This window comes from Bradyrhizobium sp. WSM1253 (assembly GCF_000244935.1).
GTDB classification, from domain to species: Bacteria; Pseudomonadota; Alphaproteobacteria; order Rhizobiales; family Xanthobacteraceae; genus Bradyrhizobium; species Bradyrhizobium canariense.
Window position 1 is genome coordinate 349,692 of sequence record NZ_JH600073.1, and the last position, 25,576, is coordinate 375,267.

The 25,576-nt window shown below is 63.6% G+C and carries 18 protein-coding genes and 2 tRNA genes; 2 read left to right on the forward strand and 18 right to left on the reverse strand.

Translation table 11 applies throughout. The annotated features are described in order from the left end of the window. Positions 1 to 174: 174 nt before the first annotated feature. The 6 genes from BRA1253DRAFT_RS03560 to BRA1253DRAFT_RS03585 all read right to left on the reverse strand — a co-directional run bounded on the left by BRA1253DRAFT_RS03560 (position 175) and on the right by BRA1253DRAFT_RS03585 (position 5,701). Complete coding sequence (locus tag BRA1253DRAFT_RS03560) at positions 175 to 750, reverse strand: hypothetical protein (RefSeq protein ID WP_007591179.1); 576 nt, start codon at positions 748 to 750, stop codon at positions 175 to 177. A gap of 114 nt (positions 751 to 864) precedes the next feature. Beyond that, positions 865 to 2,709, reverse strand: coding sequence for an AAA family ATPase (locus BRA1253DRAFT_RS40395; protein WP_157158538.1), 1,845 nt, complete (start codon positions 2,707 to 2,709; stop codon positions 865 to 867). 274 nt (positions 2,710 to 2,983) lie between these two features. After that, complete coding sequence (locus tag BRA1253DRAFT_RS03570; RefSeq protein WP_035992702.1) at positions 2,984 to 3,226, reverse strand: AlpA family phage regulatory protein; 243 nt, start codon at positions 3,224 to 3,226, stop codon at positions 2,984 to 2,986. 362 nt (positions 3,227 to 3,588) lie between these two features. Beyond that, positions 3,589 to 3,663, reverse strand: a tRNA-Asn gene (locus BRA1253DRAFT_RS03575). Between the two features lie 134 nt (positions 3,664 to 3,797). After that, positions 3,798 to 4,166, reverse strand: coding sequence for a hypothetical protein (locus BRA1253DRAFT_RS03580; RefSeq protein WP_007591185.1), 369 nt, complete (start codon positions 4,164 to 4,166; stop codon positions 3,798 to 3,800). Positions 4,167 to 5,437: 1,271 nt separating this feature from the next. Beyond that, positions 5,438 to 5,701 carry a hypothetical protein gene (locus BRA1253DRAFT_RS03585; protein WP_007591186.1) on the reverse strand — a complete coding sequence of 88 codons (264 nt, stop codon included), beginning with the start codon at positions 5,699 to 5,701 and terminating at the stop codon, positions 5,438 to 5,440. Between the two features lie 253 nt (positions 5,702 to 5,954). Between BRA1253DRAFT_RS03585 and BRA1253DRAFT_RS03590 the strand changes: the two genes are divergently transcribed. After that, positions 5,955 to 6,149: a hypothetical protein gene (locus BRA1253DRAFT_RS03590; protein WP_007591187.1), complete on the forward strand. Its 195-nt coding sequence runs from the start codon at positions 5,955 to 5,957 to the stop codon at positions 6,147 to 6,149. 85 nt (positions 6,150 to 6,234) lie between these two features. Here BRA1253DRAFT_RS03590 and BRA1253DRAFT_RS44280 read toward each other — a convergent pair whose 3' ends face one another. The 9 genes from BRA1253DRAFT_RS44280 to BRA1253DRAFT_RS03630 form a co-directional block, all read right to left on the reverse strand. Beyond that, complete coding sequence (locus BRA1253DRAFT_RS44280; protein WP_007591188.1) at positions 6,235 to 6,381, reverse strand: hypothetical protein; 147 nt, start codon at positions 6,379 to 6,381, stop codon at positions 6,235 to 6,237. Positions 6,382 to 6,570: 189 nt separating this feature from the next. Then, positions 6,571 to 6,644, reverse strand: a tRNA-Cys gene (locus BRA1253DRAFT_RS03595). Between the two features lie 57 nt (positions 6,645 to 6,701). Then, positions 6,702 to 7,454 carry an ABC transporter ATP-binding protein gene (locus BRA1253DRAFT_RS03600; RefSeq protein WP_007591189.1) on the reverse strand — a complete coding sequence of 251 codons (753 nt, stop codon included), beginning with the start codon at positions 7,452 to 7,454 and terminating at the stop codon, positions 6,702 to 6,704. A 10-nt stretch (positions 7,455 to 7,464) separates the two neighbouring features. Continuing rightward, entirely contained in the window at positions 7,465 to 8,181 is a 717-nt protein-coding gene (locus tag BRA1253DRAFT_RS03605) for an ABC transporter permease (RefSeq protein WP_007591190.1), read from the reverse strand. A gap of 198 nt (positions 8,182 to 8,379) precedes the next feature. Further along, a complete protein-coding gene (locus tag BRA1253DRAFT_RS03610) occupies positions 8,380 to 9,114 on the reverse strand; it encodes a tRNA-uridine aminocarboxypropyltransferase (RefSeq protein WP_007591191.1) in 735 nt (244 codons plus the stop codon). A gap of 41 nt (positions 9,115 to 9,155) precedes the next feature. Then, positions 9,156 to 12,260: an efflux RND transporter permease subunit gene (locus BRA1253DRAFT_RS03615; protein ID WP_007591192.1), complete on the reverse strand. Its 3,105-nt coding sequence runs from the start codon at positions 12,258 to 12,260 to the stop codon at positions 9,156 to 9,158. Continuing rightward, on the reverse strand, positions 12,260 to 15,409 hold the full coding sequence (locus tag BRA1253DRAFT_RS03620) for an efflux RND transporter permease subunit (RefSeq protein ID WP_007591193.1): 3,150 nt from the start codon (positions 15,407 to 15,409) through the stop codon (positions 12,260 to 12,262). Before BRA1253DRAFT_RS03620 ends, BRA1253DRAFT_RS03615 begins: the two co-directional genes overlap by 1 nt. A gap of 36 nt (positions 15,410 to 15,445) precedes the next feature. Beyond that, entirely contained in the window at positions 15,446 to 16,843 is a 1,398-nt protein-coding gene (locus BRA1253DRAFT_RS03625; RefSeq protein ID WP_007591194.1) for an efflux RND transporter periplasmic adaptor subunit, read from the reverse strand. Beyond that, positions 16,833 to 18,284 (reverse strand): efflux transporter outer membrane subunit, encoded by a 1,452-nt coding sequence (locus tag BRA1253DRAFT_RS03630; protein WP_371261364.1) that lies wholly within the window; start codon positions 18,282 to 18,284, stop codon positions 16,833 to 16,835. The genes BRA1253DRAFT_RS03625 and BRA1253DRAFT_RS03630 overlap by 11 nt, the downstream gene beginning before the upstream one ends. A gap of 761 nt (positions 18,285 to 19,045) precedes the next feature. Here BRA1253DRAFT_RS03630 and BRA1253DRAFT_RS03635 point away from each other — a divergent pair. Then, the gene (locus BRA1253DRAFT_RS03635) at positions 19,046 to 20,080 is read left to right on the forward strand and encodes a cysteine synthase A (RefSeq protein ID WP_007591198.1); all 1,035 of its coding nucleotides are present in this window, start codon (positions 19,046 to 19,048) and stop codon (positions 20,078 to 20,080) included. A 21-nt stretch (positions 20,081 to 20,101) separates the two neighbouring features. Here BRA1253DRAFT_RS03635 and BRA1253DRAFT_RS03640 read toward each other — a convergent pair whose 3' ends face one another. The 3 genes from BRA1253DRAFT_RS03640 to BRA1253DRAFT_RS03650 form a co-directional block, all read right to left on the reverse strand. Continuing rightward, positions 20,102 to 20,635 (reverse strand): DUF805 domain-containing protein, encoded by a 534-nt coding sequence (locus BRA1253DRAFT_RS03640; protein WP_007591200.1) that lies wholly within the window; start codon positions 20,633 to 20,635, stop codon positions 20,102 to 20,104. A 135-nt stretch (positions 20,636 to 20,770) separates the two neighbouring features. After that, positions 20,771 to 23,011: a tetratricopeptide repeat protein gene (locus tag BRA1253DRAFT_RS03645; RefSeq protein ID WP_007591202.1), complete on the reverse strand. Its 2,241-nt coding sequence runs from the start codon at positions 23,009 to 23,011 to the stop codon at positions 20,771 to 20,773. Between the two features lie 112 nt (positions 23,012 to 23,123). Beyond that, positions 23,124 to 25,367: a tetratricopeptide repeat protein gene (locus BRA1253DRAFT_RS03650; protein WP_007591204.1), complete on the reverse strand. Its 2,244-nt coding sequence runs from the start codon at positions 25,365 to 25,367 to the stop codon at positions 23,124 to 23,126. Positions 25,368 to 25,576: the final 209 nt, after the last annotated feature.

Below are 25,576 nucleotides of genomic sequence, written 5' to 3' on the forward strand. Positions count from 1 at the left end.
GAAGATTGCGATTGGTTGGGTAAATAAAAAGCCGCTTGGCGGCTTCACGGCACGAAGGCCGGAAAAGAGGTGGCGACGCCGGTAGTGGGCCGACGCGCCGAGTGGTGCACGTCACGTCAGCCACAAACGTGGCCTCATATCTCTGTCTTTGAGGCCGATGATTAGCGCAAACGGCTATGCCGCCATAAGCTCGGTCAGTTTCCGTGCGGCACGGACTACTGCCTGTTTGCCAATTCCTTCGTATGTGCGCTTGCTGCTGCCTGGACCGGCAATCAGCTCGCCGATCTCGGCGGCTGTACTGTCATCAAGAACCGCATCCAGCACGTCTGCATGCCTGCCCATTTTGATCCGGAGTCGGCCCTCGTCGATACTCCGGACCATGACGCCCTCGACCGTTTGGGTATTAACTTGGGCCGGCGATGCCTTGGCTTTGCGAGGACGTCGGAACCGCTCTACGTGCTGGCCCAAGCTGTACGGTGGTAACTTCTTTTCGAAGGTTGGATCCCTTTTGGCCTCCTGATCCTCTTCGTACATCGCAATCAATTCTTCGGCGGTTGCGGTCTCCATTAACGTTTCCACTGTGGTGCCATCAGGCACAGCGGATTTATGGACAGGCCGCGCTGGTTCGGCGTGGTTGTCGTTATCGGCAATGAGCGCTTTGCCGGTGAGTTCTGACCACGCGTTGATGCTGTGCAGCGTGATGGTATCGCCCGCCTTGTGGAGGGCCGGAATGAGCTGGGATCGGTTCATGTGGTGTCTCTCGTGACTTGCTGCATTCGGCCGCTTTGGCGGCTCTTCGTTTCGTCGACGTCTGCGCGCCGATCGAGATTGCGATTCGCGAATGGGAAATAATGGCGATCGGCTCTAGACTTCAGAACCGCCCCGCCCCACTGGGCTAGCCAGGCGGCTGTGTGGACCCCACAGCATTGAGCCTATTTCCTCAATGTAACATCCAACTCCCCCCTCATTACTTTCGTTACTTTCGTTACTTTCAGGGGTGTTGTCGTTGTCATGGGTAGAAGCGGAAGTAACGTTTGTAACGAAAGTATTGTCTGTTTTAGAAGGCGCTACTTGCGAAGCGATGGCCCATTTGCCGCGGGCCTCACGCTGGATGTCACCTGCCTTAGCCAAGCGGGGTAGATGCTGGCGCACCACCACCGCCTTAAGACCCGCAGCCTTAGCAATTGCGGTTGGTCCCATCGGCTCGCCGGCCGCCGTTAGCACCCGAATAACTGCCGCAGCCGCGTCGGACATGTGCACCTCCCGGGCATCTCCGCGCACGCCCCACCGGCAAGTCATCTTGTCGAAGGCAATGGCGGTTTCGATTTCCTCGATGTCGCGACCACGGCCATATAGCTCAACCAATCCATCGTCATTGCGGGCCATGATAAGGGTGGTGTCCGCCGCACCGGATATGCCGCCCGTGCCGCTAACCCGGTCAAACGGGTCGGATGACAACGCGCCCTTGTTGGTGTGGTGCACCACGACGATTGCAACATTGAACGCTGCGGCGATTTTAGACAGCGGGCCAATGTCCTCGTAATCCAAATCGTAGGGGTTTTTATTGCCCTTGCGATTGGCCCGGAACATTTTCAAAACGTCGATAATCACCAACTTGGCGTTGGGATGGTCCGTCAGCCAATCCGTGATTTTCTGCAGGCCGCCTTGGTCAGCGCGCGGCCACTCCGTCTCAAATTGCAGACATTCCGGCATTTCCTGTTTGAGAAGGCCAGCCGATGGATTCTGCATCTTAATGCGTGATTTCAGGCGTCGGCCGTTGTCTTCCAGCGCAAGGTAAAGCACGTCTCCTTGCTCGCATTGCCCGCCGAGGCACGTCCCGCCCATGGCAACGGCGGTCGCGGCCTGTAGCACAAGCCACGACTTACCAAGCTTCGATGCACCCGCCAGAATAGTGCAACCCTCGGCGATGTAACCCGGCACGACATAGCTGACCGGCGCGAACTCCATCAACATGAGGTCGCGAGCGTTAAAGCCGGTTTGCCTAGTAGATTCCGTCTGCGGAGCCGGTTTCGGCGTGAACACCGATTCCATCTGCCGATACAGTTTATGCAGGTCCGTCCCGGCCGGCACGTCCAGCGCGTCACGGACTCGCCGCTTCGCAGTGTCCGCAGCTTGCCACGCTAAATCGTCGCGGATTGCGTCCGCGTCGCCGTTAAGCTGGATTTTCTTTAGCGCCTTCTCATCACCGCCGAAGGTCCATTCCCAAACGTCGTTTGCGGCATCGAGGGTGCCGACCTCGATTGTGCAAGCCTTCGCCAGGTCTTTGAAGTGCTGCATGTGGCCAAACCCGGCCAGCGAAACGACACCGCCACAGCCAGCCTTGAGCCATTCCACCGGGTTCTCGTGGATGACGATTTTTGCGCGGCTGGCATTGTCCGCACCAAGCCAATGCGCCCTGCCGCAAACTGTATGGAAGGCGTTAGGATTGTTGCGGTGGATTAAGCACAGATCGGCGAATGCACCGGCCTGATACACCGGCAGGGCTATCCAGTCCGGTTCGGCGTCGATGAAAACGAAGGTATCGCCCGGTGCCTCGTCATCGATCGCAATCATTTTAGCGTCGGTGTAGTTGACGCCATGTTCGGCAAGGCATGCCTGCGCAGCTTCGGCGCCGGTGGCTGCTTGGAATGCGGCCTCCACGTCGACGGGATTGGGCAGGCCGGTGAATTCGTCCTTAATCTCGGTCACGGCTACCGCCTCCGCTGGCCGACACTGCGGCCTGTGCGAGTTCATTTGCGACTGCGACGTCAAATCGAACGGTCGCACTGAAAACGCGGTAACTGCCGTCAGGCTTACGAATAAGAGAAAGCTTCAGGAGGCGGACCCCAGGAGTCACCTCAGCGTCGAATACGGCCATGCGCCGTCGCCCGCTACTAGCGGGGCGGTAATCCAAAATTTTCAAGGGAGTATCCAGATATAGAGTGCGGGTGGTACCACGCGCTAACGCGCGTTCTTATGCGCTTTAGGCGGCTTGGGTGCCGCTCTTTGAATTGTCATTGGCCGCACGCGCAGCGATGCGAGCGGAGATCCATTCCGAGACCTCGGATTTAACGAATGCAATTCGCTTGTCCCCGAGCGAAACCGCCGCTGGGAAGCGGCCCTCGCCGCGGTATCTGTTCAACATCGTGCGGCTCAGAGATGTGAGCGCGCACGCGGTCTTCATCGAAACGAGACAAGGCTCGTTCGTAAACGGATTCGTGGACATGGGAGAGATTGATTTCAGTCGGACGCAGATACCGGCCACTGAGGGTCTTCGGCTGCATCGAGGAAACCGATACCCGCCGGCAAAAGGGCCAGTCCGGGTTGCGACTGAGTCGCGTGGGCTGCGGACTACATAGACAACAAGTTCGCTATTGACAACTCGAAAACCGTACGAAACTGCATTCTATTTTTTGCAGAGCGTACTCGGCCGATAGAATCGCGCGTTGGAACCGGCAGCCCGTCTGGGAGGTGAGTCGCCCAGGAGAAGGGCGGAAAGGCTCTGATCAAAGTGGGGAGAGAAAGCGGGGAAGCGTTTTTCCCAATTTCGAAAACAGCAATAAAATCAATCGCCTAGTGCGGATTTGTTGGCTCCCCGGGCTGGATTCGAACCAGCGACCATCCGATTAACAGTCGGATGCTCTACCGCTGAGCTACCGAGGAAAAGGGCGAACCCGTCGTTCGCGCGCGGCTGCGTATAACAAAGCCGCTTGCGCTTGCAAAGGACGAATTCGCCATCTCGCACATTGCGGCGAGGAAGGGCGCGTGGCCCCTCCTCCGCCTGGCCTCAGGTCAAGTTACTCGGCGACGAACGAAGTGGTCTTGGTGCCGGAATCGTAGCGCAGCCGAAGCGCGGTGAACTTGCAGAGGTTGACGTTCTTCCAGAGCACGGTCTCGTCATAGTTCTGCCAGTCGACGCGGACGTTCCAGACGCATCCTTCGTCGTCATCGTCGAACTCGACATAGGTGCTCGCCTGGTTCTGCAAAACCTTGTCCAGCTCGTTGTCCCATTCGTCCATGCCATCGTCCGGGGCGTTGAAGCCCAGGAATTTGATGGCATAGCCGGTCTCGTTGACGACAGTGACGTTGCGCGCGTCAGCCGCGAACGACGGCGCGGCGGCAATCGATAGACCGATCGCGATCAGTGCAGACAGAAAATACTTCATATGAAATTCCCCCGATCGAAACGGGCTTTCGGTGCCTGACGTCGATCGGCGCAGGCGCCGCGGCAACCAATGGTGTTGCCTTGGAGGATTCGTCGGAGGCGCAATCGAAAGGTTCAAGACGCGATCGATCCGCCTCCGGCTCTCTGCACGACGCGAGACGCGCAGCGAGCCAATTCTTACCGATTCGAATTCTCCGCAGCAATGAACCGGCATTCATAGATCGGCGCGGCTTGTTGTTTCCGGCGCGGGCGCCGGCGCTGCGCGCTCAATATGATTCTTGTCGCAGGCACGGCTTCGCTTCCTCGCGACGCATCTCGCCCGAGCTTTGCTTTGTCTCGTCCACCCTCCTCCGTCAGAGGGCGCAGGGAAGACCGGGTGCCGGCTGGCACCCACGGTCCACTGTGCGAAGGTTGCGCTACGAGAGGCTGCACAGCGGCATACAGGTGAAGCCCAACACACGGCCTTCCCTGCGCAGTGGTTTGACGGCTTATGCCGAGTTCTCCCCGGGGAGCGATGCACTATTGCCCCCGTCGCCTTGCGGATGGCTGATACGGATGCCCGGTCGGGCCGCCCACATCACCACAAGACTTGACGCACAGACCCCGGGCGTCAGGACGACACGGTTTTGCCGTACGCTGTCAGCACCGGTCGTGTGCGCGACGCCTTCGCTCACGGTTTTGCCGCCCTGCGAGGCCCTTCGCGCCGATGTGACTAGCGTCCACCGCAGCTCACCCCGCGTTCGTGACGATCGCGATACGCCCCTCTGACAGGGATGAGGTGGCGGGATGAATACGCCAAAGCCGAATTTCGGTAAAGTAGAATCTTTTCGCGCGAGCGGATTGACCCGTCGTTTGGGTGTTTTGCCCGACGGGCAACGCAAGGGATTGAAGCCCGGATTGCTTCGCGAATCCGGGCTATCGGCTGTCGCCTCACGGCCGCCGACACACCGGGTCGATCTCGATCAGTGCGTCCTAGCAGCCGGCTGCCAAAAACTGCTCGTGAGGAACCCTCGCGGCATCAATTTCCGAATTCGGAGAAACCACATGATCTTGTGCGACGCAGCGATCTGCCCGATCAGGGAATCATGCGGTGAGGTCATTTGACACAGATATGACAATCGAATGACGCATCTGCGGCCGGCATCCGAAGCACATCACCGCCGCCCACAGTCTTTCCGCAGCATACCCACAGGCATATCCACAGGCCGACTATGCCGGATTCGCGAGCCCGCGCGAGCCACTTGCTGCGCACAAACCCACAGGCCCGGTATGTCAGCCGCCGCCCTGATCGAACACGGTGCGGCAAGCCTCACTCAAGCTTGACCTGTTACGGCGCAGGCACGCCGTGATGGCCCGGACGTTGGGGATCTCGCCGGCGCAGAGCCGGTAGACGTCGGGGGTGCAGGCCCGGCGCTGCTCGGGCGTTCCCTGCTGCGCATGGGCGGCGGAGGCAAACAGCGTCAGGAACAGCCCGACCGTCGAGGCGCGACGCGCCCGGCTTTTCACACCCGCAAACCGCAAGAACCTCGCCTTCATGACCAGTCTCCCGTCTGCCTTGCCCGCCGGCCTGTGTTGGCCGGTATGCGAAGGGGTAGGAGAAATAAACAGCGGAAGATGTGACCTCCTTCACACTGCGGGCACCGGCAGGAACCTAAGTTTCCCAACGGGATTTCATCAATCGCTAACCAATCGGGACCCGATTGGCCGATCGTTAAAATACGAACGATCGGCTCAACCGGGAAGCAAACCGGCTTTGCGACATTGCGCCATCCGCGGGCCGGAGGGTGTGATGAGCGAAGCCGAATTCAACTTGCTGCTGGACGCCGTCCAGGACGCCATGGTCCATGAAGATCTGGCGTTCGTGCCGGGGGAGGATTTCGTGCCGCGCTCGTGGACCTATTACGCGAAGCCCAAAGCTGCCAATGACAACGAGGGCGCGTGGCCCCTGCTACCTTTCCCGGACGGCTGGTACGCGGCCTGCTGAAGCCAATTTCATCGTGAGCCGATGCGCCCGCGCTCTGCGGGCATTTTGCTGTGGCGACTACGCTGCGAATCCCGCGTGACCGCGATCAGGTCTTGACGCGCTCCCCGTCGTCCTGCGGCGCCTGGTCGGGTACGGCCGGCGGAAAGATGCTGTCGTAGATCGCGCGGGCCTCGCGAATGAGGCGAGCCCGCTCCAGCTCGGATTTGGGGACAAATCGGACGATTTCGCTCACGTGCTCTCCAGCGCTCGATCGTTGGGATGCATCACTTCGCAGATGCGAAGACTATGCCAGCGGGCTGAATGGCGGGTTTCCGCGGGCCCCCAGGCAAACCCGGTGTGCGCAGCCGGCACGTATCGCCCCCGCAGGCTGATGGCAGCCGCGACACGATCGGATATTCGCTGAGATATCAGGAGGTTGTGATGGAGGCCACGTCGGGACTCGAACCCGAGTAAACGGTTTTGCAGACCGGCGCGTAACCACTCCGCCACGTGGCCCCAACGAGGGCGGAGCAATATAGGGGATCACGGGTTTAGGCAACCCCGACCGGGCAGCTACGCCTTCGCGCCGCCGAGATATTGGCCGAGAATCTCATCGGTCGCACCGGCCGCCACGATCCGCCCCTCCTCCAGCAGGATCGCGCGGTTGCAGGTGCTCTTGATCAGCTCGACGTCGTGCGAGGCGAGCACCAGAATGCCGGCGCGCACGACGATCTCGTCGAGCCGCTGCCGCGCCTTCTTGCGGAACTGCTGGTCGCCGACGCCGATCCATTCGTCGAGCAGCACGATCTCGCCCTCGACGGCGGTTGCGACCGCAAAGATCAGGCGCAGCATCATGCCGCTGGAATAGGTGCGCAGCGGCAAGTCGAGCCGTTCGCCGAGCTCGGTGAATGCGGCGATCTCCGCGCGCCGGTCGTCGATCTCGGAGCGCCGCGCGCCGATCACGAGCCCGCGCCGCATGATGTTCTCGTAGCCGGTCGCTTCCTCGTCGAATCCGGCCGAGAGATCGAACAGCGGCTGGCAGCGGCCCAGCACGTCCACGCTGCCGGACGTCGGATGGTAGATGCCGGCGAGCACCCGCAGCAGCGTGGTCTTGCCGGCGCCATTGGCGCCGATGATGGCGACGCGGTCGCCGGCACGGATGTCGAGACTGACATCGTTCAACGCGGAGACGATGTGCGGGGTCGCCATGGTCCGCCGCAGTGTCACCGCGTTGACGAACCGGCTGCGCAGCGAGCGGTCGCGGAACGACAACACCGGAAATCTCACCGAGACGTTGCGAAGCGCGATATGAGCTGCGGGGGTCATATCTCGCGCCTCACAGCCAATACGCCACGCGATGGCGGTATTTCCCGTAGCAGCCGAGGCCGATGACGGCCACGACGGTCGCATAGATGACCCCGAGCAGCCATTGCTCCGCATCGGTCGGCTGTGAGAGCAGTGGCCTGCGCACCAGATCGAGCAGCGTCGCGAACGGATTGGCGCGAATCAGCCAATAAAACGCGGTGCCGCGCACGGTGTCCTCGGTCCAGATGATCGGCGTCAGGAAGAACACGAATTGCAGGCCGCTGACGATCGCCGAGCCGATGTCACGAAACCGCGCGCAGAGCATGCCGAGCGCGACCGAGCCGCCCAGCAGCACGACGAGCAGGATCGCAAAGCCCGGCACCGCGAGCAGCATGCTCCCATGCAGCGGCCACGGCATTACCAGATAGAGCAGTACGACGATCACCAGATGATGCGCGAAGATGAGGACGTTGCGCGCCATCATCTGGAGAACATGCACGATCAGCGGCGCCGGCACCGCCTTGATCAAATGGTTTGATGCCACGAAGATGTTGGAACCTTCCTGGAGCGTCGTCGCGATCAGCGTCCAGACGATCAGGCCAATGGCAAAGGGCGGCAGAAAGCTCGCAATGTCCTGCTTGAACAGTGCCGCACAGACCGTGCCGACGCTGGCAATCGTCGCGGCGAGCGTCAGCGTGATCCAGAGCGGGCCGATCACGGTGCGCCGGTAGCGCAGCGAAATGTCCATCAGGGCGAGCGTGCCCCAACGATCGAACCGCGCCGCCTGGGCAAGGATCTCCTTGGCTGCAAGCTGAATGCGACGGTCCCTTCCGTTTCCGGCGTTCCGATGGTGCGACAGGATAGCAGATCGCGGCCTGTTGGCCGATGGTCTCTATCCGCCCGCCTCTCGCGGGACAATCGGCCGGACGGATGATCCGGACCGGAGTCAGGCTCGCTTGACCCGCCGGACACCGCGCCGGCGGTCCTTCACCGGCGGCTTCGGCGCCAATTCGGGCATCTCGGTCTGGACCTCGCGGTAGCGGGTTAACATCCGTTCAAAGCTGGCATTCAGCGTCTCGGCGATGTCCGGGCGCTTCTCCAGAACGGAGAGGATCGTCGCTGCCGCTTCGATGGTCGACAGGCCGTCCTTCCGAGGCTCCTTGCGCAGGCGGCCGTAACGCGATGGCGCGGCCGGGTTGAGGATGACGCGCTGGCATTTCAGCATCCAGGGGTTGCGCCACCACAGGGCCTTGGCCTGGCTCCAGGTGCCGTCGAGCAGCACCACACCTTCGAGCTTGCCGAGGCGCGCGCGCTGGTTGTCCGCGACCTCGCCTTTGCGGTTGAGCGCCAGGATTTCGCCCTCGGCCTCGAGATCGGCGGCGTGCGCCGAGCCGAGATAGAGCACGGCCCAGTGCGAGGCGTTCTCGATCGGTTGCCCCAGCGCCTTGGACAGGCTCGGCCAGGACAAGCCGACCCGCAGCGTGGCACCGGCGAAATGCTTCGCAAGCAGCCGCGCGGTGCCGAGCGCCCTGTCCTGCTCCTGCGGATGCTGAAGGATCAGGAGCGAGAGCCGGTTCTTGATGGGCGTGACGCTGTCGCAGATGCACAGCGGCATCGGCTTCTGGCAGTGCGGGCATTCGGGGATTGGATCGGCCGGCGCAGCGGCGGTGGGGTTCGACATGGTCGCCGCTATACGCTTTGCGGGGCGGTTCAACAACCCGCCTATTCCGCCGGCGCGGCCACCGGGCGCGGCTCGCGCCGTCGGCGCAGGCGGTTGATCAGCAGGTAGATTACGGGCGTGGTGTAGAGCGTCAGGATCTGCGAGACGAACAGCCCGCCGATGATGGTGATGCCGAGCGGGCGGCGGAGTTCCGTGCCGGGCCCGGTCGCAATCACCAGCGGAATGCCGGCGAACAGCGCCGCCATCGTCGTCATCAGGATCGGCCGGAAGCGTGCCTGGCAGGCCTCGAAGATCGCCTCCGCAGACGACAGCCCGCGCTGGCGCTCGGCATCGAGCGCGAAATCCACCATCATGATGCCGTTCTTCTTGACGATTCCGATCAAGAGAATGATGCCGACGAAGGCGATCACTGTCAGCGGCGTGTTGGTGATCTGCAAGGCCAGCAATGCGCCGAGGCCGGCCGAGGGCAGCGTCGAGATGATCGTCAGCGGATGGGCGAGGCTCTCGTAGAGCACGCCGAGCACGATATACATCGCCACCAGCGCGCCGAGGATCAGGAGCGGCTGGCGGCCGCTGGTCTTGGCGAAATCGCCGGCGTTGCCGTCAAAACTGCCGCGGATGCCCTCCGGCATGTGCAGCTCCTCGACCGCGCGCTGGATGTTCTGCGTTGCGGCCTGGATCTGCACGTCCGGCAACAGATTGAACGACACCGTGGTCGATGGGAACGATTGCGAATGATAGACCGCGAGCGCGGCCAGCCCGCGCGTCGCATGCACCACGGCCGACAGCGGCACCTGCGCGTCGCCCGCTCCGGCGACGTAGATGCGATCGAGGTTGGAGGGATCGACCTGGAATTTGGGATCGATCTCCAACACGGTCATGTACTGGTTACGCTGGGTGTAGATGATCGAGATCTGCCGCTGCGAGAACGCGTTGTTCAGCGCGTTGTCGATGTCCTGGACCCGAACGCCGAGCGCCGAGGCCTTCTGGCGGTCGATCGACAAGGTCAGTTGAAGCCCGCCGGGATCGCGGTCGCTGGAGATGTCGGTGATGCCCCCGACGCTCTCCATGCGCTTGGCCACGATCGGCGCCCACTTTTGGAGCAAACCGAGATCGGTGCTGGTCAGCGTGTACTGGTAGTCGGAATCGCTCTGCCGTCCGCCGGCGCGCACGTCCTGGGCGGCGAACATGAACAGCCGGATGCCGGGCACCGGGTACAGGGCGCGCCTGAGTCGGTCGATCACGATTTCGGTCGAGACGTGGTGGCGCTCCTCCGGCGGCTTCAAGCTGATGAACATGGTGCCGCGGTTCGAGGTCGGAGCGCCCGGGCCCCCGCCGCCGCCGACTATCGAGCCAATGCTGGCCACGGCCGGATCCTGCATCACGATGTCGGCGAGTCGCTGCTGAAGGCTCAGCATGGACTGGAACGAGATGTCGGCCGAGGCCCGCGTCGCGCCGATGACGAAACCGGAATCGTCGGTCGGGAAATAGCCCTTGGGCACCTTAATGTAGAGTGTCACCGTTAGCGCAATGGTGGCGAAGAACACCAGCAGCGTCAGCAGCGGGAATTCCAGCACGGTGCGCAGGGTGCGGGCGTAGAAAGCAACGACCCGCGACAGCGAGCCTTCGATGATGCGGTCGAACAATGTCGCGGTGCCGGACGTGGTCTGCCGGATGTAATGGGCGCAGATCATCGGCGTCACCGTGAGCGACACCAGGGTCGAGACCAGGATGGCGAAGGTCAACGTCAGCGAGAACTCGCGCAGCAGCCGGCCGACGATGCCGTCCATGAAGATCAGCGGCGTGAACGCCGCGATCAGCGACAGGCTGATCGACACCACGGTGAAGCCGATCTGCCGGGCGCCGTCCAATGCTGCCTGAAGCGGCCGCATGCCCTGCTCGAGATTGCGGTACATGTTCTCGATCATGACGATGGCGTCGTCGACCACGAAGCCGACGGAGATCGCCAGAGCCATCAGCGACAGATTGTCGATCGAGAAGCCCGCGACCCACATGCCCGCGCAGGTGCCGGCCAGCGCAAGCGGCACCGAGATGCCGGCAGCGATTGTCGGCGTGAGGCGGCGCAGGAACACGAACACGACGACCATCACCAGGATGGCGGTCGCCAGCAGCGTCCATTGCATGTCCAGCACGCTGGCCCGGATCGTGCTCGTGCGGTCGACCAGGGTGGAAACATCCACGCCGGCCGGAATCCATTGCTTCAACTCGGGGATCAGCGCCTTGACCTGATCGACGACGTCGATGACGTTGGCGTCGCCTTGCTTGGTGATCTGGATAAGCACCGCCGGCTGCTTGTTGAACCAGGCGATCGAGCGCGCGTTGCGGACGCCTTCCTCGATCTCGGCGACGTCGGACAACCGGACGAAATTGCCGTTGGAGCTCTTGATGACGATGTCGCGGAACTCTTTTGCCGTGCGCATCTGCCGATTGAGCGCCAGCGTCTCGCTCTGGCGCTCGCCGTTGAAGATGCCGACGGGGCCGAGCGGGTTGGCGTTGATGATCGCAGTCCGGACGTCATCGGTGGCAATGCCGGCATTCGACAGCGCCACCGGATTGAGCTGAATGCGCACTGCAGGCTGGTCGGCGCCGCTGATCGCCACGTTGCCGACGCCGGGGACCTGCGAGATTCGCTGCGCCAGCACGGTATCGGCGACGTCGTAGATCGCGCTGGCCGACAGCGTCTTCGAGGTCAGCGCCAGCACGAAGACGGGCGCGCCTGCAGTGTTGGCCTTGCGGAAGCGCGGCAGAGTCGGCAGATCGCTGGGCAGGTCGACCAGGGACGCGTTGATCGCGGCCTGCACGTCGCGCGCGGCCTTGTCGATGTTGCGGCCGATGTCGAACTGGAGCTGGATGTTGGAGACGCCGAGCGACGACGTCGAGGTGATCTGGTTGATGCCCGAGATCTCACCAAGCCGCCGTTCCAGCGGCGAGGCCACCGTCGCCGCCATCACCGACGGATCGGCGCCGGGCCGGCTGGCGGACACGAAGACGGCGGGGAAATCGATGTTCGGAACCGAGGCGACGGGGAGGAACTCGTAAGCCACGATACCCAGCAGGAACAACCCGATCGACAGCAGCGTGGTCGCGACCGGGCGGCGGATGAAGGGCTCCGAGATCGATGCCATTACTGCATGCCCTCGGTCGCGCCCGCGACCGGCGGACCGCCGGGTTCGACCGGCGGCAGCGCCTGCTCGAGGCGGCGGTTGATGCGGTCGAGGGCGAGGTAGATCACCGGCGTGGTGTAGAGCGTGAGCAATTGGCTGAGCAGCAGGCCGCCGATGATGGAGATGCCGAGCGGAAAGCGCAGCTCGGCGCCGGTGCCGCTCTCGATCGCCAGCGGCAGCGCGCCGAACAGCGCGGCCAGCGTCGTCATCATGATCGGACGGAAGCGCAGCAGACAAGCCTGCACGATCGCCTCGTTGGGCGACATCCCCTGCCTGCGCTCGGCCTCGAGCGCGAAGTCGATCATCATGATCGCGTTCTTCTTGACGATGCCCATCAACAGGATGATGCCGATCAGCCCGATCACGGAGAGATCCTGCCCGCACAGCATCAGCGCCAGGATCGCGCCGACGCCGGCCGACGGCAGCGTCGAGAGGATCGTGATCGGATGGATGTAGCTCTCGTAGAGCACGCCGAGCACGATATAGATCGTGATCACCGCGGCCAGCAGCAGCCAGGGCTGGCCGGCGAGTGCCTTGGCGAATTCGGCGGCGTCGCCGGCATAGACGCCGACGATGCTGTTGGGCATCTCAATCCGGGTCTCGATGGTCTTCACGGCCTCGACGGCATCGCCGAGCGCAGCGCCCGGGGCGAGGTTGAAGCTGAGCGAGATCGACGGGAACTGGGCCTGGTGCGAAATCGCGAGCGGCGCGGTGGTGCGGGTCAGCGTCGCCACGGCGGAGAGCGGCACCTGTGCGTTGGGCGCGCCGGCGGTCGCGCTCGCCCCGCCCGGCAGATAGAGCTTCGACAGGATCGAGGGATCGCGCTGGTACATCGGCAGCGCTTCCAGCACCACGCGATACTGGTTGGCCTGGCCGTAGATGGTCGATATCTGGCGCTGCGCGAACGCGTCGTTGAGCGTGTCGGTGATGCCCTGGAGGCTGACGCCGAGCTGGCCGGCGCGGGTGCGGTCGACCGTGAGCTGCGCCCGCAGACCGCCTTCCTGCGCCTCCGAGGAGACGTCGCGGAACAGCGGATCGCGCCGCATCTCGGCAACCAGCTTGCGCGCCCATTCCGACACCAGCGCGGCGTCGGTGCCGGTCAGCGTGTACTGGTATTGCGAGCGGCTCGACTGGGTCGATATCTGCACATCCTGCACCGGCTGGAAGTAGACGGTCATGCCGGGGATGGCTGCCACCCGCTCCTTCAGCCGCGTGATGACGACGCTGACATCGTCGCGCCGCTCGCCGCGGGGTTTCAGCGTCATGACCAGACGGCCGACATTGGTGGTCGGATTGACCGAGCCTGCCCCGATCACCGAGACCACGCCTGTTACATCGGGGTCGGCCTTGATGGCGTCGGCCGCGTCGGCCTGCCGCTTCTGCATCTCTGCGAACGACACGTCGGGACCCGCTTCCGTCACCGCCGTGATCGAGGCGGTGTCCTGCAGCGGCAGGAAGCCCTTTGGCGCGACGACATAGAGCGCCAGGGTCGCAATCAGTGTGGCGAAGGTCACGACCAGCGTCGCGCGCTGGCGCTCCAACACCCAGAGCAGCGTGCGGTGATAGAACCCCACGGTGCGGTCGATGAAGCGGCTGACCGCGGCAAGTCCCGGCACTGCCAGCTCTTCATGGGCATGCTTCAGCAGACGCGAGCACATCATCGGCGTCAGCGTCAGCGAGACCACGGCCGAGGTCACGACCGCGATCGTCAGCGTCAGCGCGAATTCGCGGAACATGCGGCCGACAAGGCCCGACATGAACAACAGCGGGATGAACACCGCAATCAGCGACACCGTCAGCGAGATCACGGTGAAGCCGATCTCGCTGGCGCCCTTCAGCGAAGCCTCCATCGCGCTATCGCCGTTTTCCATGTGGCGGACGATGTTCTCGATCATCACGATGGCGTCGTCGACGACAAAGCCGGTGCCGATGGTGAGCGCCATCAGCGACAGATTGTCGAGGCTGAAGCCGGCGAAATACATGATGCCGAAGCTGGTGATCAGCGACAGCGGCAGCGCCACGCCGGCAATCAGAGTGGCGCGCAGCGAACGCAGGAACAGCAGCACCACCAGCGTCACCAGTACGACGCTCAGGATCAGGGTGAACTGCACGTCGCGGACCGAGGCACGGATGGTGACGGTACGGTCGGAGACGATGGTGAGGTTCACGCCGGCCGGAATAGCGCGCTGGACCTTGGGGATTTCCGCCCGGATCTGGCTGACGACGTCGATCACATTGGCGCCGGGCTGACGCTGGATGTCGATGATGACGGCGGGCGAGCCTTGGTACCAGCCGCCGGTGCGGTCGTTCTCGAGGCCATCGACGATCTGGGCGACGTCGGCAATCGTGACCGGCGAGCCGTTGCGGTAGGCGATGATGACAGGCTTGTAGGCGTCGGCGGCGGCGATCTGGTCGTTGGCGGCGATGATGTAGGATTGCTGCGCGCCGTCGAGCGAGCCTTTCGGCCCCGAAACGTTGGCATTGGCGATCGCGGTGCGCAGGTCCTCCATGGCGATGCCATAGGCGGCGAGCCGCGCCAAATCCGCCTGGATGCGGACGGCCGGCTTCAACCCGCCCAGGACCGAGACGCGTCCAACGCCGGAAATCTGGCTCAGCCGCTGCGCCAGAAGCGTGTCGGCAATGTCGCTCATCGCCCGTAGCGAGATGGTGTCGGAGCGCAGCGCCAACGTCATCACCGGCGCATCGGCCGGGTTCACCTTGGCGTAGGTCGGCGGATAAGGCAGCGTCTTGGGCAGCACGCCGGCCGCGGCATTGATCGCGGCCTGGACGTCCTGGGTCGCACCGTCGATGTCGCGATTGAGATCGAACTGGAGGGAGATCTGGCTGACGCCGAACGAACTCGTCGAATTCATCGCCGACAGCGACGGGATCTGGCCGAGTTGCCGCTCCAGCGGCGCGGTAATCAGCGAGGCGATCACATCGGGACTCGCGCCGGGCAATTGCGTCGTCACCTGCACGGTCGGGAAATCGACCTGCGGCAGCGCAGACACCGGCAGCGCGAAATAGCCGAGCAGCCCGCCGATCAGAAGCGCGATGCCGAGCAACGAGGTCGCGATCGGCCGTCGGATGAAGGGTTCGGAGACGCCCATGGGATGCGCCTGCCGCTCAGGCGGCTGTCGTCGGGATCATGGCTGCTTGGCTCCACTTCCCGATGCACCCGGCCCTGGTGCCGGTCCGGTCTGGCCCTTCTGGTCGCCCTCGCTGCTCTTGCGCTTGGCGCGGAACTCGCCGTCCTTATCTTGTCCGTCCCTCTGGCCGTCTTTGGCGCCGTCCTTCTTCTGACCATCCGGTCCGCGCGAGCGCTTGCGTGGCGCGAGATCGGCCGACGGCGTCTGGTCGTCGCGGCCGATGACCACCTTGGAGCCATCGGACAGATTGGCAAAGCCTGTGGTGACGACCTTGTCTGTCGCCGACAGGCCGCTGGCGATGACGGCGTCATGCTCGTTCTGCTGCGTCACCGTCACCGGCTTGGCCGCAACCAAATTGTCCTCGCCGATGACATAGCTGAACGTGCCGATCGGTCCGCGCTGCACGGCCGAGGTCGGCACCACCAGTGCCTGCGTCAAGGTCTCGACCTTGAGGCGGACATTGACGAACTGGCCGGGCCAGAGCTGGTAATTGGCGTTGGGGAATTCGGCCTTGAGCCTGAGCGTGCCGGTGGTCTGGTCGACCTGGTTGTCGATGCCGGTGAGCTTGCCGGTGTCGATCACGGTGAGGCCGTCATTGCCGAACACGTCGACGGCGAGCGCGCCCTTCGACGCCGCCGCGTTGACCCGCATGATCTGCTGCTGGGGCAGGCTGAACCACACCGCGATCGGCTGCAATTGCGTGATCACCACGAGGCCGGTGGTGTCGGAGGCGTGGATGATGTTGCCCTGGTCGACCTGGCGCAGGCCGGCGCGGCCCGAGATCGGCGCCACGATCTTGGTGTAGCTCAGCGTCGCCGCCGCATTGTCGATCGCGGCCTGGTCGGCCTTGACCAGCGCCTCCGTCTGCGCGACCAGCGCGCGCTGGGTGTCGGCCTGCTGCTTGGAGCCGGCATTGGACGCCGCAAGCTGCTCGTAGCGTGTGAGGTCGATACGCTGGTTGGCGAGCTGGGCCTGGTCCTGCGCCTTCTTGGCGACAGCCTGATCGTACGTCGCCTGGTAGAGCGCCGGGTCGATCTCGCCGACCACGTCGCCTTTCTTGACGTCCTGTCCCTCGGTGAAATTGACCGCGATCAGCTTGCCGTCAACTTGCGAGCGGACGGTCACGGTGTTGAGTGCGCGGATCGCGCCGACGCCGTCGAGATAGACGGGAACGTCCTGGACGCGGGGCGTCGCCGCCAGCACCGGTACCGGCAGATCCGGCCGTTGATTGCGGCCGTTCGCCTGCTGCGGCTGCTGGTGCCAGGTGGTCCAGCCGTAGTAGCCGAGCCCGCCGAGGATCGCCAGCGTGATCAGGGTCATGACGAATCCGCGCCGGCGCGACTTCTTCGCCGTTCCCTCCTTCGCGCCCTGCTTCGTATCCGGCTTAAAGAGCATTGACCGGTTTCTCCATCCTCGGCTCCCAGCCGCCGCCGAGCGCCTGATACAGGCTGACGATAGCAAGAAGGCGGGCAAGTTGCGCCTGCGACAGCGCGTCTTCCGCCTGGAACAGGGTCAGTTGGGTGTTGAGTACGGTGACGATGTCGGCGGTGCCGGCGCGCAATTGCTGCTCGGAAAGATCGAAGGCGCGGCGGGAGGCGTTGAGGACGTCACGCTGCAATTGCAGCCTGATCGTGGTCTGCTTGATCGAGAACAGCGCATTGTCGACATCGGCAAAGGACTGGATGATGGTCTTGCGGTAGGTCTGGAGCAGTTCGTCCTGCCGCGCCTTGGCAAACTCGAAATTGCCGAGGATCTTGCCGCCGTCGAAGATCGGCTGCGTCGCGCTGCCGACGAGCTGGAAGAACGCCGCATGCGGCTGGAACAGCGAGACCAGGGCCGAGCTCTGATAGCCGCCATTGCCGGTGAGCTGGATGGTCGGAAAGAACTGCGCGCGGGCATTGCCGACGTTCGCAGTGGCAGAAGCAAGTTGCGCCTCCTGCCGGCGAATGTCGGGCCGCTGCGTCAGGAGCTCGGACGGCAGGCCGGGCGTCACGCGGGGTATAGCGATCCGGTTCAGCGAGCCGCCGAGCACGCGCACGCTCTCCGGCGGCCGCGACACCAGGACTGCAAGCGCATTGACGTTCTGGTCGAGCGTCTGGCGCAGCGGCGGCACCAGGGCCTTCTGGTTTGCGAGCACGCTCTCCTGCTGCGCGACGTCGAGATCGGTGCCCGTGCCAGCCTTACGCCGTTCTTTGACGGCATCGAGGATGCGTTGCGCGCTCGCGATGTTGCGCTGTGAGGTCCGGATGCGATCCTGCGAGGCCAGCACCTGGAAATAGGCGTTAGCCACACCCGCAAGCGTCGTCAGCGCAACGACGTCGCGATCGAAACGGTTGGCATGCGCCGTTTCTTCCGCGGTCTGGAGTGCGTCCCGATTCTGACCCCAGAAATCGAGCTGGTAGCTCGCGCTCAGCGAAGCCTGGTAGTTGACGACCTCACGGCCGCCATTGGTGAGCCCCGAGGCGGAGGAGCCGGAGGTGCGCGAATAGGCCTCCTGCCCGGTGCCGGAAAGGCTCGGCAGCAGCGCCGCACCCGCTTGCCGCGCCTGCGCGTCGGCCTCGACGATGCGCGAAACGGCGGCGGCAATGTCGAGGTTGACGGTCTGCGCCTCTTCCATCAGCTGTGTCAGCTCCGCCGAGCGGAAGCTGCGCCACCAATCCAGAGACGGCGGCGCATCGCCCTTGTCGGCGTATTTGTACTGCGTGGGAACGTCGAGCGCGGGATCGGGAAGATCCTGCGTGAGCACGCAAGCGCCCGAGCCGGCGGCGAGGCAAGCGACCGCAAGCCAGCGCGCCGCACGTCGTGTCCGGGACGCGGAACCTAGAGACCGCCGCACCGCGATCGCAGGATCATCTTGTGTCAAATCCACCCCCCGCCGGGCAGATCGAGCCGCCGCCGCGAAGCCGGATTAACCGATTCGCGGCTGGACAGTCGGCGGGCGTTGGATAACTCGTTCACAGCGATGATGCTTTCTGCGGAACCGGACACCCATACTAGCCGGGTGCGGAACAGCGGGACAGTCCCGCAGGTGCGAAATGACTGCCAAAGCGCACCGCTATCAACACGAAGAAAGCACGAAATAGTGCTGTGTTGCAGCGCTTTTTCGCATTCCTATGCGGCCGTGGAGCCTGCTCAAGCTTACCAAGATTTCATGTGATAATGCCGCCACACCGACGCCAGTCCCTTCAATCCGCCTGCACCGCTCGCGATGCGGCTTCAGTCCGGTCTCGAAACCGAGGTGGGCCACTCTCGCGAGGCCGTCCATTGTCGAAACGAATGGGCATTCGTCGTGCCGATATGCGGACCGCCGACCGCGTACCAGCCGCACTCTTCGAGGGCGATGCCTCAGATCCAATGGCGAAGGTGTGCTGGCGACGACCCTTATCTTCCATGTTTTGGCAGGGACCGGCCAGATCCTCCTACCGATATCCCGCAGCGTAGCACAGCAGCAGCATCGGCGATCTCTCCTCCCAAAAATTCACTGCTTCCGGGCACTTCCGCCGGTTTCGCCGCAGCGCAAAAGCCTTCCCCTTTGACCGCCCAAGCACTAGGTTCTGGCCAACCTGATCAACCCCTTTGCCAGTGATTTCCCCTGACATGACCATCAAAAATGACGTTGTCGAAGCCATCGGCAACACCCCGCTGATCAAGCTCAAGCGCGTTTCCGAACTGACCGGCTGTACCATTCTGGGCAAGGCCGAGTTCATGAATCCCGGCCAGTCGGTGAAGGATCGCGCCGGCAAATGGATGATTCTGGAGGCCGAGAAGCGCGGCGAGCTCAAGCCCGGCGGTCTCGTCGTGGAATCGACCGCCGGCAATACCGGCATCGGCCTTGCGGTCGTGGCCAGCGCGCGCGGCTACCGCACGCTGATCGTGATCCCGGAAACGCAGAGCCAGGAGAAGAAGGATTTTCTGAAGCTGTGTGGCGCCGAGCTGCTGGAATCACCGGCACTGCCCTATTCCAATCCGAACAGCTACCAGCATGTCGGCCGCCGTCTTGCCGACGAGCTGCGCAAGACGGAGCCGAACGGCGTGCTGTTCGCCGACCAGTGGAACAACCTCGACAATGCGAAGGCGCATTACGAGTCCACAGGTCCTGAGATCTGGGAGCAGACCGGCGGCAAGGTCGACGGTTTCGTCTGCTCCGTCGGCAGCGGCGGCACGCTGGCCGGCACCAGCCGCTTCCTGAAAGAGAAGAGCAAGGACGTCAGGATCGCCTGCGCCGACCCGCACGGCGCCGGCATGTATGAATATTTCAGAACGGGCGACGCCAAGGCGACGCCGGGCGGCTCGATCACCGAGGGCATCGGCCTCAACCGGGCGACCGCAATCGTCGAGAGCGCAAAGGTCGACGACGCCTATCTCATTCCCGATGCCGAAGCGGTGACGGTGATCTACGAACTCCTCCAGCACGAAGGCCTGTGCCTCGGCGGCTCGACCGGCATCAACATCGCCGGCGCCATCCGCCTCGCAAAGCAGCTCGGACCGGGCAAGACGATCGTCACCGTGCTCTGCGATTCCGGCAGCCGTTACCAGTCAAAGCTGTTCAACGCCGACTTCATGCGCGCCAAGAACCTGCCGGTGCCGGAATGGCTGGAGAAGCGCAGCAACATCAAGCTGCCGTTCGTCTAGAACGTTCCGGAAGCCGGCCGTCTAACTCCAGGTCGGCCGCGACGATCCCTGCGACACCCGCGTGAGGCGCTCGTTCGATAGCGAGGGCTTGATCGCGCGCGTGCGCGGCGGGAGGGGAGCGCCGTAGGAACCTTCGCTGTCGCCGCTCGGCCAGAACACGAGCGCGAGCATCAGCGCGAGGTTGACGAGCGCGCCGACCGCCGTTGCCTGATGCTCCTGCCCGATCGCCCAGGCCGGAAACCGGCCCGCGACGACATGGTCGACGATCACCAGCGCGAACCAGGCAGGCACCACGCAGACCGGATCCCAGCCGATGTCGCGGATGCGCATCGATTGCAGCGTGAAGGTGACAACTCCGAAGAAGACGATCGCAGCGATCATCGCCCAGCTGCTGGTGAGATCTTCAGGCCGGATCGCGCTGGGCGAGGTGTTGCGCAGCACGGCCATTGCGATTGCAAAGCAGATCGCCGTCATCACGATCGCAAGCGCGACCGTGGCGAGGAAGAAATGCAATCGCCCGAGCCGGGCGTTCAAGCCGAAGACGAAACCGAGCATTGGCGTACCCTTTTGGCGCCATATGCCCAGAAATAGCTTTCGGAGCCATGAACCGGCACTATCGCGCGCCGGCGCATGGTTTCCGGACGACTAAGCTGGCCAGCGCAATTCGAGGCTTCGCCCCACTCGAGAGGGTCAGGCGCCCTCGCTGCCTTCGGCAGCCGCGGCACAATAGTCGCGCCAGAACTGGCGATAACCCGCCTCGACGCTGCGCGTGTAGGTCTCGACATTGCCGGCGGGGGAGGCTGCGATCCGAGCCGGCAACTCGCTACGCAACTTCGCCAGGTGCGCCGGCTGCGCCGCGTATTTGCAGGCGATCGCGGCATAGCCCTCGTCATCCTTGGCGACCCAGTCGTCGAGACCGACCGCAGCCACGATCGAACCGCCGGCACGCGATGAGGCGCCGTTGCCGAGCTTGGCCACGACCGGAACGCCCGCATAGAGCGATTCCCAGGTGCTGACGCCGCCGTTTTGCGGGAACGTGTCGAGCGATATGTCGACGTTTGCAAACGCCCGCAGATGCTCGTGGCGCGGCGTCGAGCCCAGGCAGATGACATTCTCCTCGGCAACGCCCTGCGCCACGAACCGCGCGATCAGACTATCGCGCAGCATGGGATCGTCGAGCAGCGTATGCTTGATGACGATCTTCGAACCGGTCACCTCGCGCATCACGTTCGACCACACCCGGATGGCCTCGTCCGAGATCTTGTAGATGCGGTTGAACACGCCGAAGGTGACATGGCCGTTGCGGAGCATGGGCGGCTCCGATGCAGGCACATCCAAAATGGGATCGATCGTGATCAGGCACGGCAGGTCGTAGACCTTTTCAGCCAGCAGATGGCGCGCCGATTGCGGAATGAAGATGGGATCCGCGAGCACGTGGTCCATGGTCTGCAGGCCCGTGCCCGTGGCGTGTCCGAAACCCGAGACCTGGATCGGGGCCGGCTTGCGGGCGAAGACGTGGAGCCTGTTGCCGGTGGTGTGCCCGGACACGTCGATCAGGATATCGACCTTGTCCGCCTGGATGCGATCGGCGAGTTCGTCGTCCGAAAGCTGCCAGGCGTCGACCCAGACGTCCGCCGAGGACCTGAATGCGGCGGTCATCTCATCTCTTACCGGCGAACACGAATAGCAGACGATCTCGAACCTGGCGTGATCATGATGGCGCAGCACCGGTAACAGAGCGAACGCTGCCGAGTGATGCCAAAACTCGGCAGCAACATAGCCAACCACGATCCGCCTGTCGGGATCGAGCTGCCGGGGGGCAAGAGTCCTTCGCGGCAATCTCGAGCCGATCGCGTCCCACCACTGTTTTCGCGCGGCCTGCTGAACCGCGAAATCGGCGTCGGAGAGATAGTCGAGGAAGAAGATCTTCCGCCCGATCAAGGAGGCATCCGGCACAATGGCCAACGCCGCATCGAGAAGCTCGATTGCTGACGCGATCTCTCCCTGGTTTGCAAAACAAGCGCTCAGCAGCGCCATTCCGATCGCGGAGCGTGGATATTCCTCCAGCAACGTCGTGCAGGCCAGAATTGCTTGCGCCGTGTTTCCCATGGCGAGCGCGACTTGCGCCTTCCCCTGCAGGGCCACCTCGAGCTTGGGCGCAAGCGCAAGGGCCGCGTCAAAATCTGACGCGGCCTGTTCCAACCTCGACGTCTCAAGATTGAGCCGCCCACGGTTCGCCAGGATCTTCGCCGAACCCGGCCTGATCGCGAGCGCCGCCTCCAGCGCGCCTTTGGCCTCGTCGAAGTGCTTGAGCTCGATATTGACCAGACCTTTGCCGACGAGCGCCTCCACGTTTCGCGGCTGAAACAACAGCGCGCGCTCGAAGCTCTGTTTGGCGCGATCAAGCTGGCGCAGCGCAAGCTCTGCCAGGCCGCGATTGCACAGCGCATCGGCATGATCGGGCTTCAGCCCGATCGCGCGATCGTACAATTCGATAGCCTGCTCGACGCGGTTTAGGTGCAACAAGGTATTGCCGAGATTGGCCAAGGCCATCGGGAAGCTCGGCTTCAACGCGATGGCCCTCTCCAGGGACGTACGCGCGTCCTCATATTCCCCAAGTGCGAAATGCGTGGCTCCCAAATCGGAAAAAGCCTGTGCGGAGCGTGGGTCGAGCGTCACGGCATATTTCAGCGCCTGTTTCGCTGCCTCGAACTGTCGGCTCGCGAATGCGCCCAAGCCAAGCAGGTGCAAGGCGCCGAAATGCTCCGGAAGTTCATTCAGTATCTGGCGGCAGAGCGCCTCGGTCTCCGCATACCGGCCCTGGCCATAGGCCGCATTCGCGGTCGAAATGATCGCGTCCGCCTGCTTCTTCAATTTCTTCTGCAACCGCGCGTTCTGGAACGCGCGCGCGCCGGCGCCGCTGCTCTGCAAGGATTCTCTCCGGAGGATGCCCGGGACGATTCTAGCTGATTCGCGGCCAAAGCCGCCGGTTTAGGCGGCCCGGCAATCTCCGGAAGATGCCGGTGCTCGACGCAGGCCTCGCCTACGCAACGTCGGCGTCATTCGAGGCGGCGGCACAATAGTCGCGCCAGAACTTTCGGTAACCCGCCTCGAGCTCACGCGTGTAGGTCTCGACATTGCCGGCGGGCGAAGCGGCGATCCGGGCCGGCAATTCCGCGCGCAATTTCGCGAGATAATCGGGCTGCGACGCAAATTTGCGGGCGATCTCGATGTAGCCCTCGTCATCTTCGGCCACCCAGTCGCCGAGGCCGACGGCGGCTACGATGGAAGCACCGGCACGCGAAGAGGCCCCGATGCCGAGCTTGGCCACGACGGGAACGCCTTTGTAGAGAGATTCCCAGGTGCTGATGCCGCCATTCTGCGGGAACGTGTCGAGGGATATATCGACCTGGGCGAAAGCCGCCAGATGGTCGTCGCGCGACGTGGTGCCGAGGCAGGTGATGTTCTCCTCGATAACGCCCTGCGCCAGGAAACGCGCGATCAGGCTATCGCGCAGCAGAGGATCGTCGAGCAGACCATGCTTGAGGACAATCTTCGATCCCGGCAGTTCCCGCATCAGGCGCGACCACAGACGGATCGCCTCATCCGATATCTTGTAGATGCGGTTGAACACGCCGAAGGTGACGTAGCCGTTGCGGAGCATCGGCAGCTCCGAAGGCTGCTGATCCGAGATGGGCTCGATCGTGATCAGGCACGGCAGATCGTGGATCTTTTCGGGAAACAAATGCCGTACCGATGGCGGAATGAAAACGGGATCCGCGAGCACGTAGTCCATGATCGGCATGCCTGTGCCCGTCGCGTGTCCGAAGCCAGTCGCCTGGATCGGCGCCGGCTTCCGCGCGAAACACTGCAGCCTATTACCGGTCGTGTGGCCCGAAACGTCGATCAGGATGTCGACATTGTCGGCCTGGATACGATCGGCGAGTTCGTCGTCCGAAAGCTGCCAGGCCTCAACCCAGACGTCCGCCAGTTCCTTGAACCGGGCGGTGTACTCGTCCGCTCCCGGCCAAGTGTAATAGCAAATGATTTCGAACCTGGTGTGATCATGATGGCGCAGCACCGGCAGCAGCGAGAGTCCCGCGGAGTGTTGTCGGAATTCGGCAGCGACGTAGCCGACCACGATCCGCTTTTCCGGGTCCAGCGGCCGCTTCGGCAGCTCCCTTCGTGGCTGCTTGGAGCCGATCTGGTCCCACCAGGATTTTCGCACCGCCTGCTGGACCACGAAATCGGCCTCGGCGCGGTAGTCCTCCAGGAAAATCTTTCCTCGGATCGCATCCCCATAGTCCGGCCGGATCGCGAGAGCGCGATCGAGATATTCGATCGCGGCGTCCATGTCTCCCTGGTTCGAATAGGAGAAGCCCATCAGCGCGAGCCCCCTCTCGGAGCGCGGATTTTGCTCGATCAGGACCGTTGCGGCTGCCATCGCCTGCGCGGTCTTTCCCATGACGATGCAGGTCTGGGCCTTGCCCCGGAGCGCCAGCTCGAGCTTGGGCGAGATCGCAAGTGCCGCCTCGAAATCCGCAAGCGCGGGCTCCAGGCGCTGCAGTTCGTAACTGAGCCGCCCGCGTTGCGCCAGGATCCTCGGCGAGCCGGGCTTGATCGCCAGCGCCATGGCAAACTTGGCCGCCGCCTCGTCGTGGTGCCGCAGCTCCATGGCGACCATGCCGCTCCCGACGATGGCCTCGGCGTGACGGGGCTGAAACAGCAGGGCGCGGTCGAAGCTTTCCTTGGCGCGCATGACCTGTCCAAGCACAATCTCGACCATGCCGCGATTGCAGAACGCATCGGCATAATCCGGCTTGATCTTGATGGCGCGCTCGTGCAGCTCGAGCGCCTGTTCGTACTGGCCCAGATGCATCAGCGTGTTGCCGAGGTTGGTCAGCGCGACCGCGAAATTCGGCTTCAGCGCGATGGCCCTCTCCTGGCATCGTCGCGCCTCCTCGTGATGGCCGAGGTCGAAATGCACGGTCGCAAGGTTGTTGTGAGCATCGTGCAGGCGCGGATCGAGCGCAATCACGCGCTCGAGCAGCTGTTGCGCCTCCTCCAGGCGGCGGCCGTCATGCGCGCACATGCCGAGCAGATGCATCGCGTCGACATGATCCGGCAGCGCTTTCAGGATATCCCGGCAGAGTGCTTCGGTCTCGGCATATCGGCCCTGGCCATAGGCCGCAGCCGCGGCGGAGAGGACGGCGTCCGCCTGCTTCATCAATTTCTTCTGCAATCGCGCGTTCTGGAATGCGCGCGCGCCGCCGCCGCTGCTCTGCAAGGTGTCTCTCCGGAAGATGGCCCGCGGCAGAGTCTAACTGATTCGCAAGCCCGGCCATCTGGTCGGCTGGCACCATGATATCCGGGATTTCCCGGGGCTCAGCGGCCTGGGACTGCTGATCCCCTACGCAACGTCGCCGCCCTCCGAGGCCGCGGCACAATAGTCGCGCCAGAACTGGCGATAACCCGCCTCGACGCTGCGCGTGTAGG

Coding starts and splice junctions, on each gene's coding strand:
- BRA1253DRAFT_RS03640 (WP_007591200.1), bottom strand. CDS start 20,635: ATGCTCGGTTTCGTCTTCGGCTTGAACGCCCGGCTCGGGCGATTGCAT.
- BRA1253DRAFT_RS03615 (WP_007591192.1), bottom strand. CDS start 12,260: ATGGCATCGATCTCGGAGCCCTTCATCCGCCGCCCGGTCGCGACCACG.
- BRA1253DRAFT_RS03610 (WP_007591191.1), bottom strand. CDS start 9,114: ATGTCGAACCCCACCGCCGCTGCGCCGGCCGATCCAATCCCCGAATGC.
- BRA1253DRAFT_RS03585 (WP_007591186.1), bottom strand. CDS start 5,701: ATGAAGGCGAGGTTCTTGCGGTTTGCGGGTGTGAAAAGCCGGGCGCGT.
- BRA1253DRAFT_RS03590 (WP_007591187.1), top strand. CDS start 5,955: ATGAGCGAAGCCGAATTCAACTTGCTGCTGGACGCCGTCCAGGACGCC.
- BRA1253DRAFT_RS03570 (WP_035992702.1), bottom strand. CDS start 3,226: ATGTCCACGAATCCGTTTACGAACGAGCCTTGTCTCGTTTCGATGAAG.
- BRA1253DRAFT_RS03580 (WP_007591185.1), bottom strand. CDS start 4,166: ATGAAGTATTTTCTGTCTGCACTGATCGCGATCGGTCTATCGATTGCC.
- BRA1253DRAFT_RS03635 (WP_007591198.1), top strand. CDS start 19,046: ATGACCATCAAAAATGACGTTGTCGAAGCCATCGGCAACACCCCGCTG.
- BRA1253DRAFT_RS03625 (WP_007591194.1), bottom strand. CDS start 16,843: ATGCTCTTTAAGCCGGATACGAAGCAGGGCGCGAAGGAGGGAACGGCG.
- BRA1253DRAFT_RS03600 (WP_007591189.1), bottom strand. CDS start 7,454: ATGACCCCCGCAGCTCATATCGCGCTTCGCAACGTCTCGGTGAGATTT.
- BRA1253DRAFT_RS03605 (WP_007591190.1), bottom strand. CDS start 8,181: ATGGACATTTCGCTGCGCTACCGGCGCACCGTGATCGGCCCGCTCTGG.
- BRA1253DRAFT_RS03620 (WP_007591193.1), bottom strand. CDS start 15,409: ATGGGCGTCTCCGAACCCTTCATCCGACGGCCGATCGCGACCTCGTTG.
- BRA1253DRAFT_RS03560 (WP_007591179.1), bottom strand. CDS start 750: ATGAACCGATCCCAGCTCATTCCGGCCCTCCACAAGGCGGGCGATACC.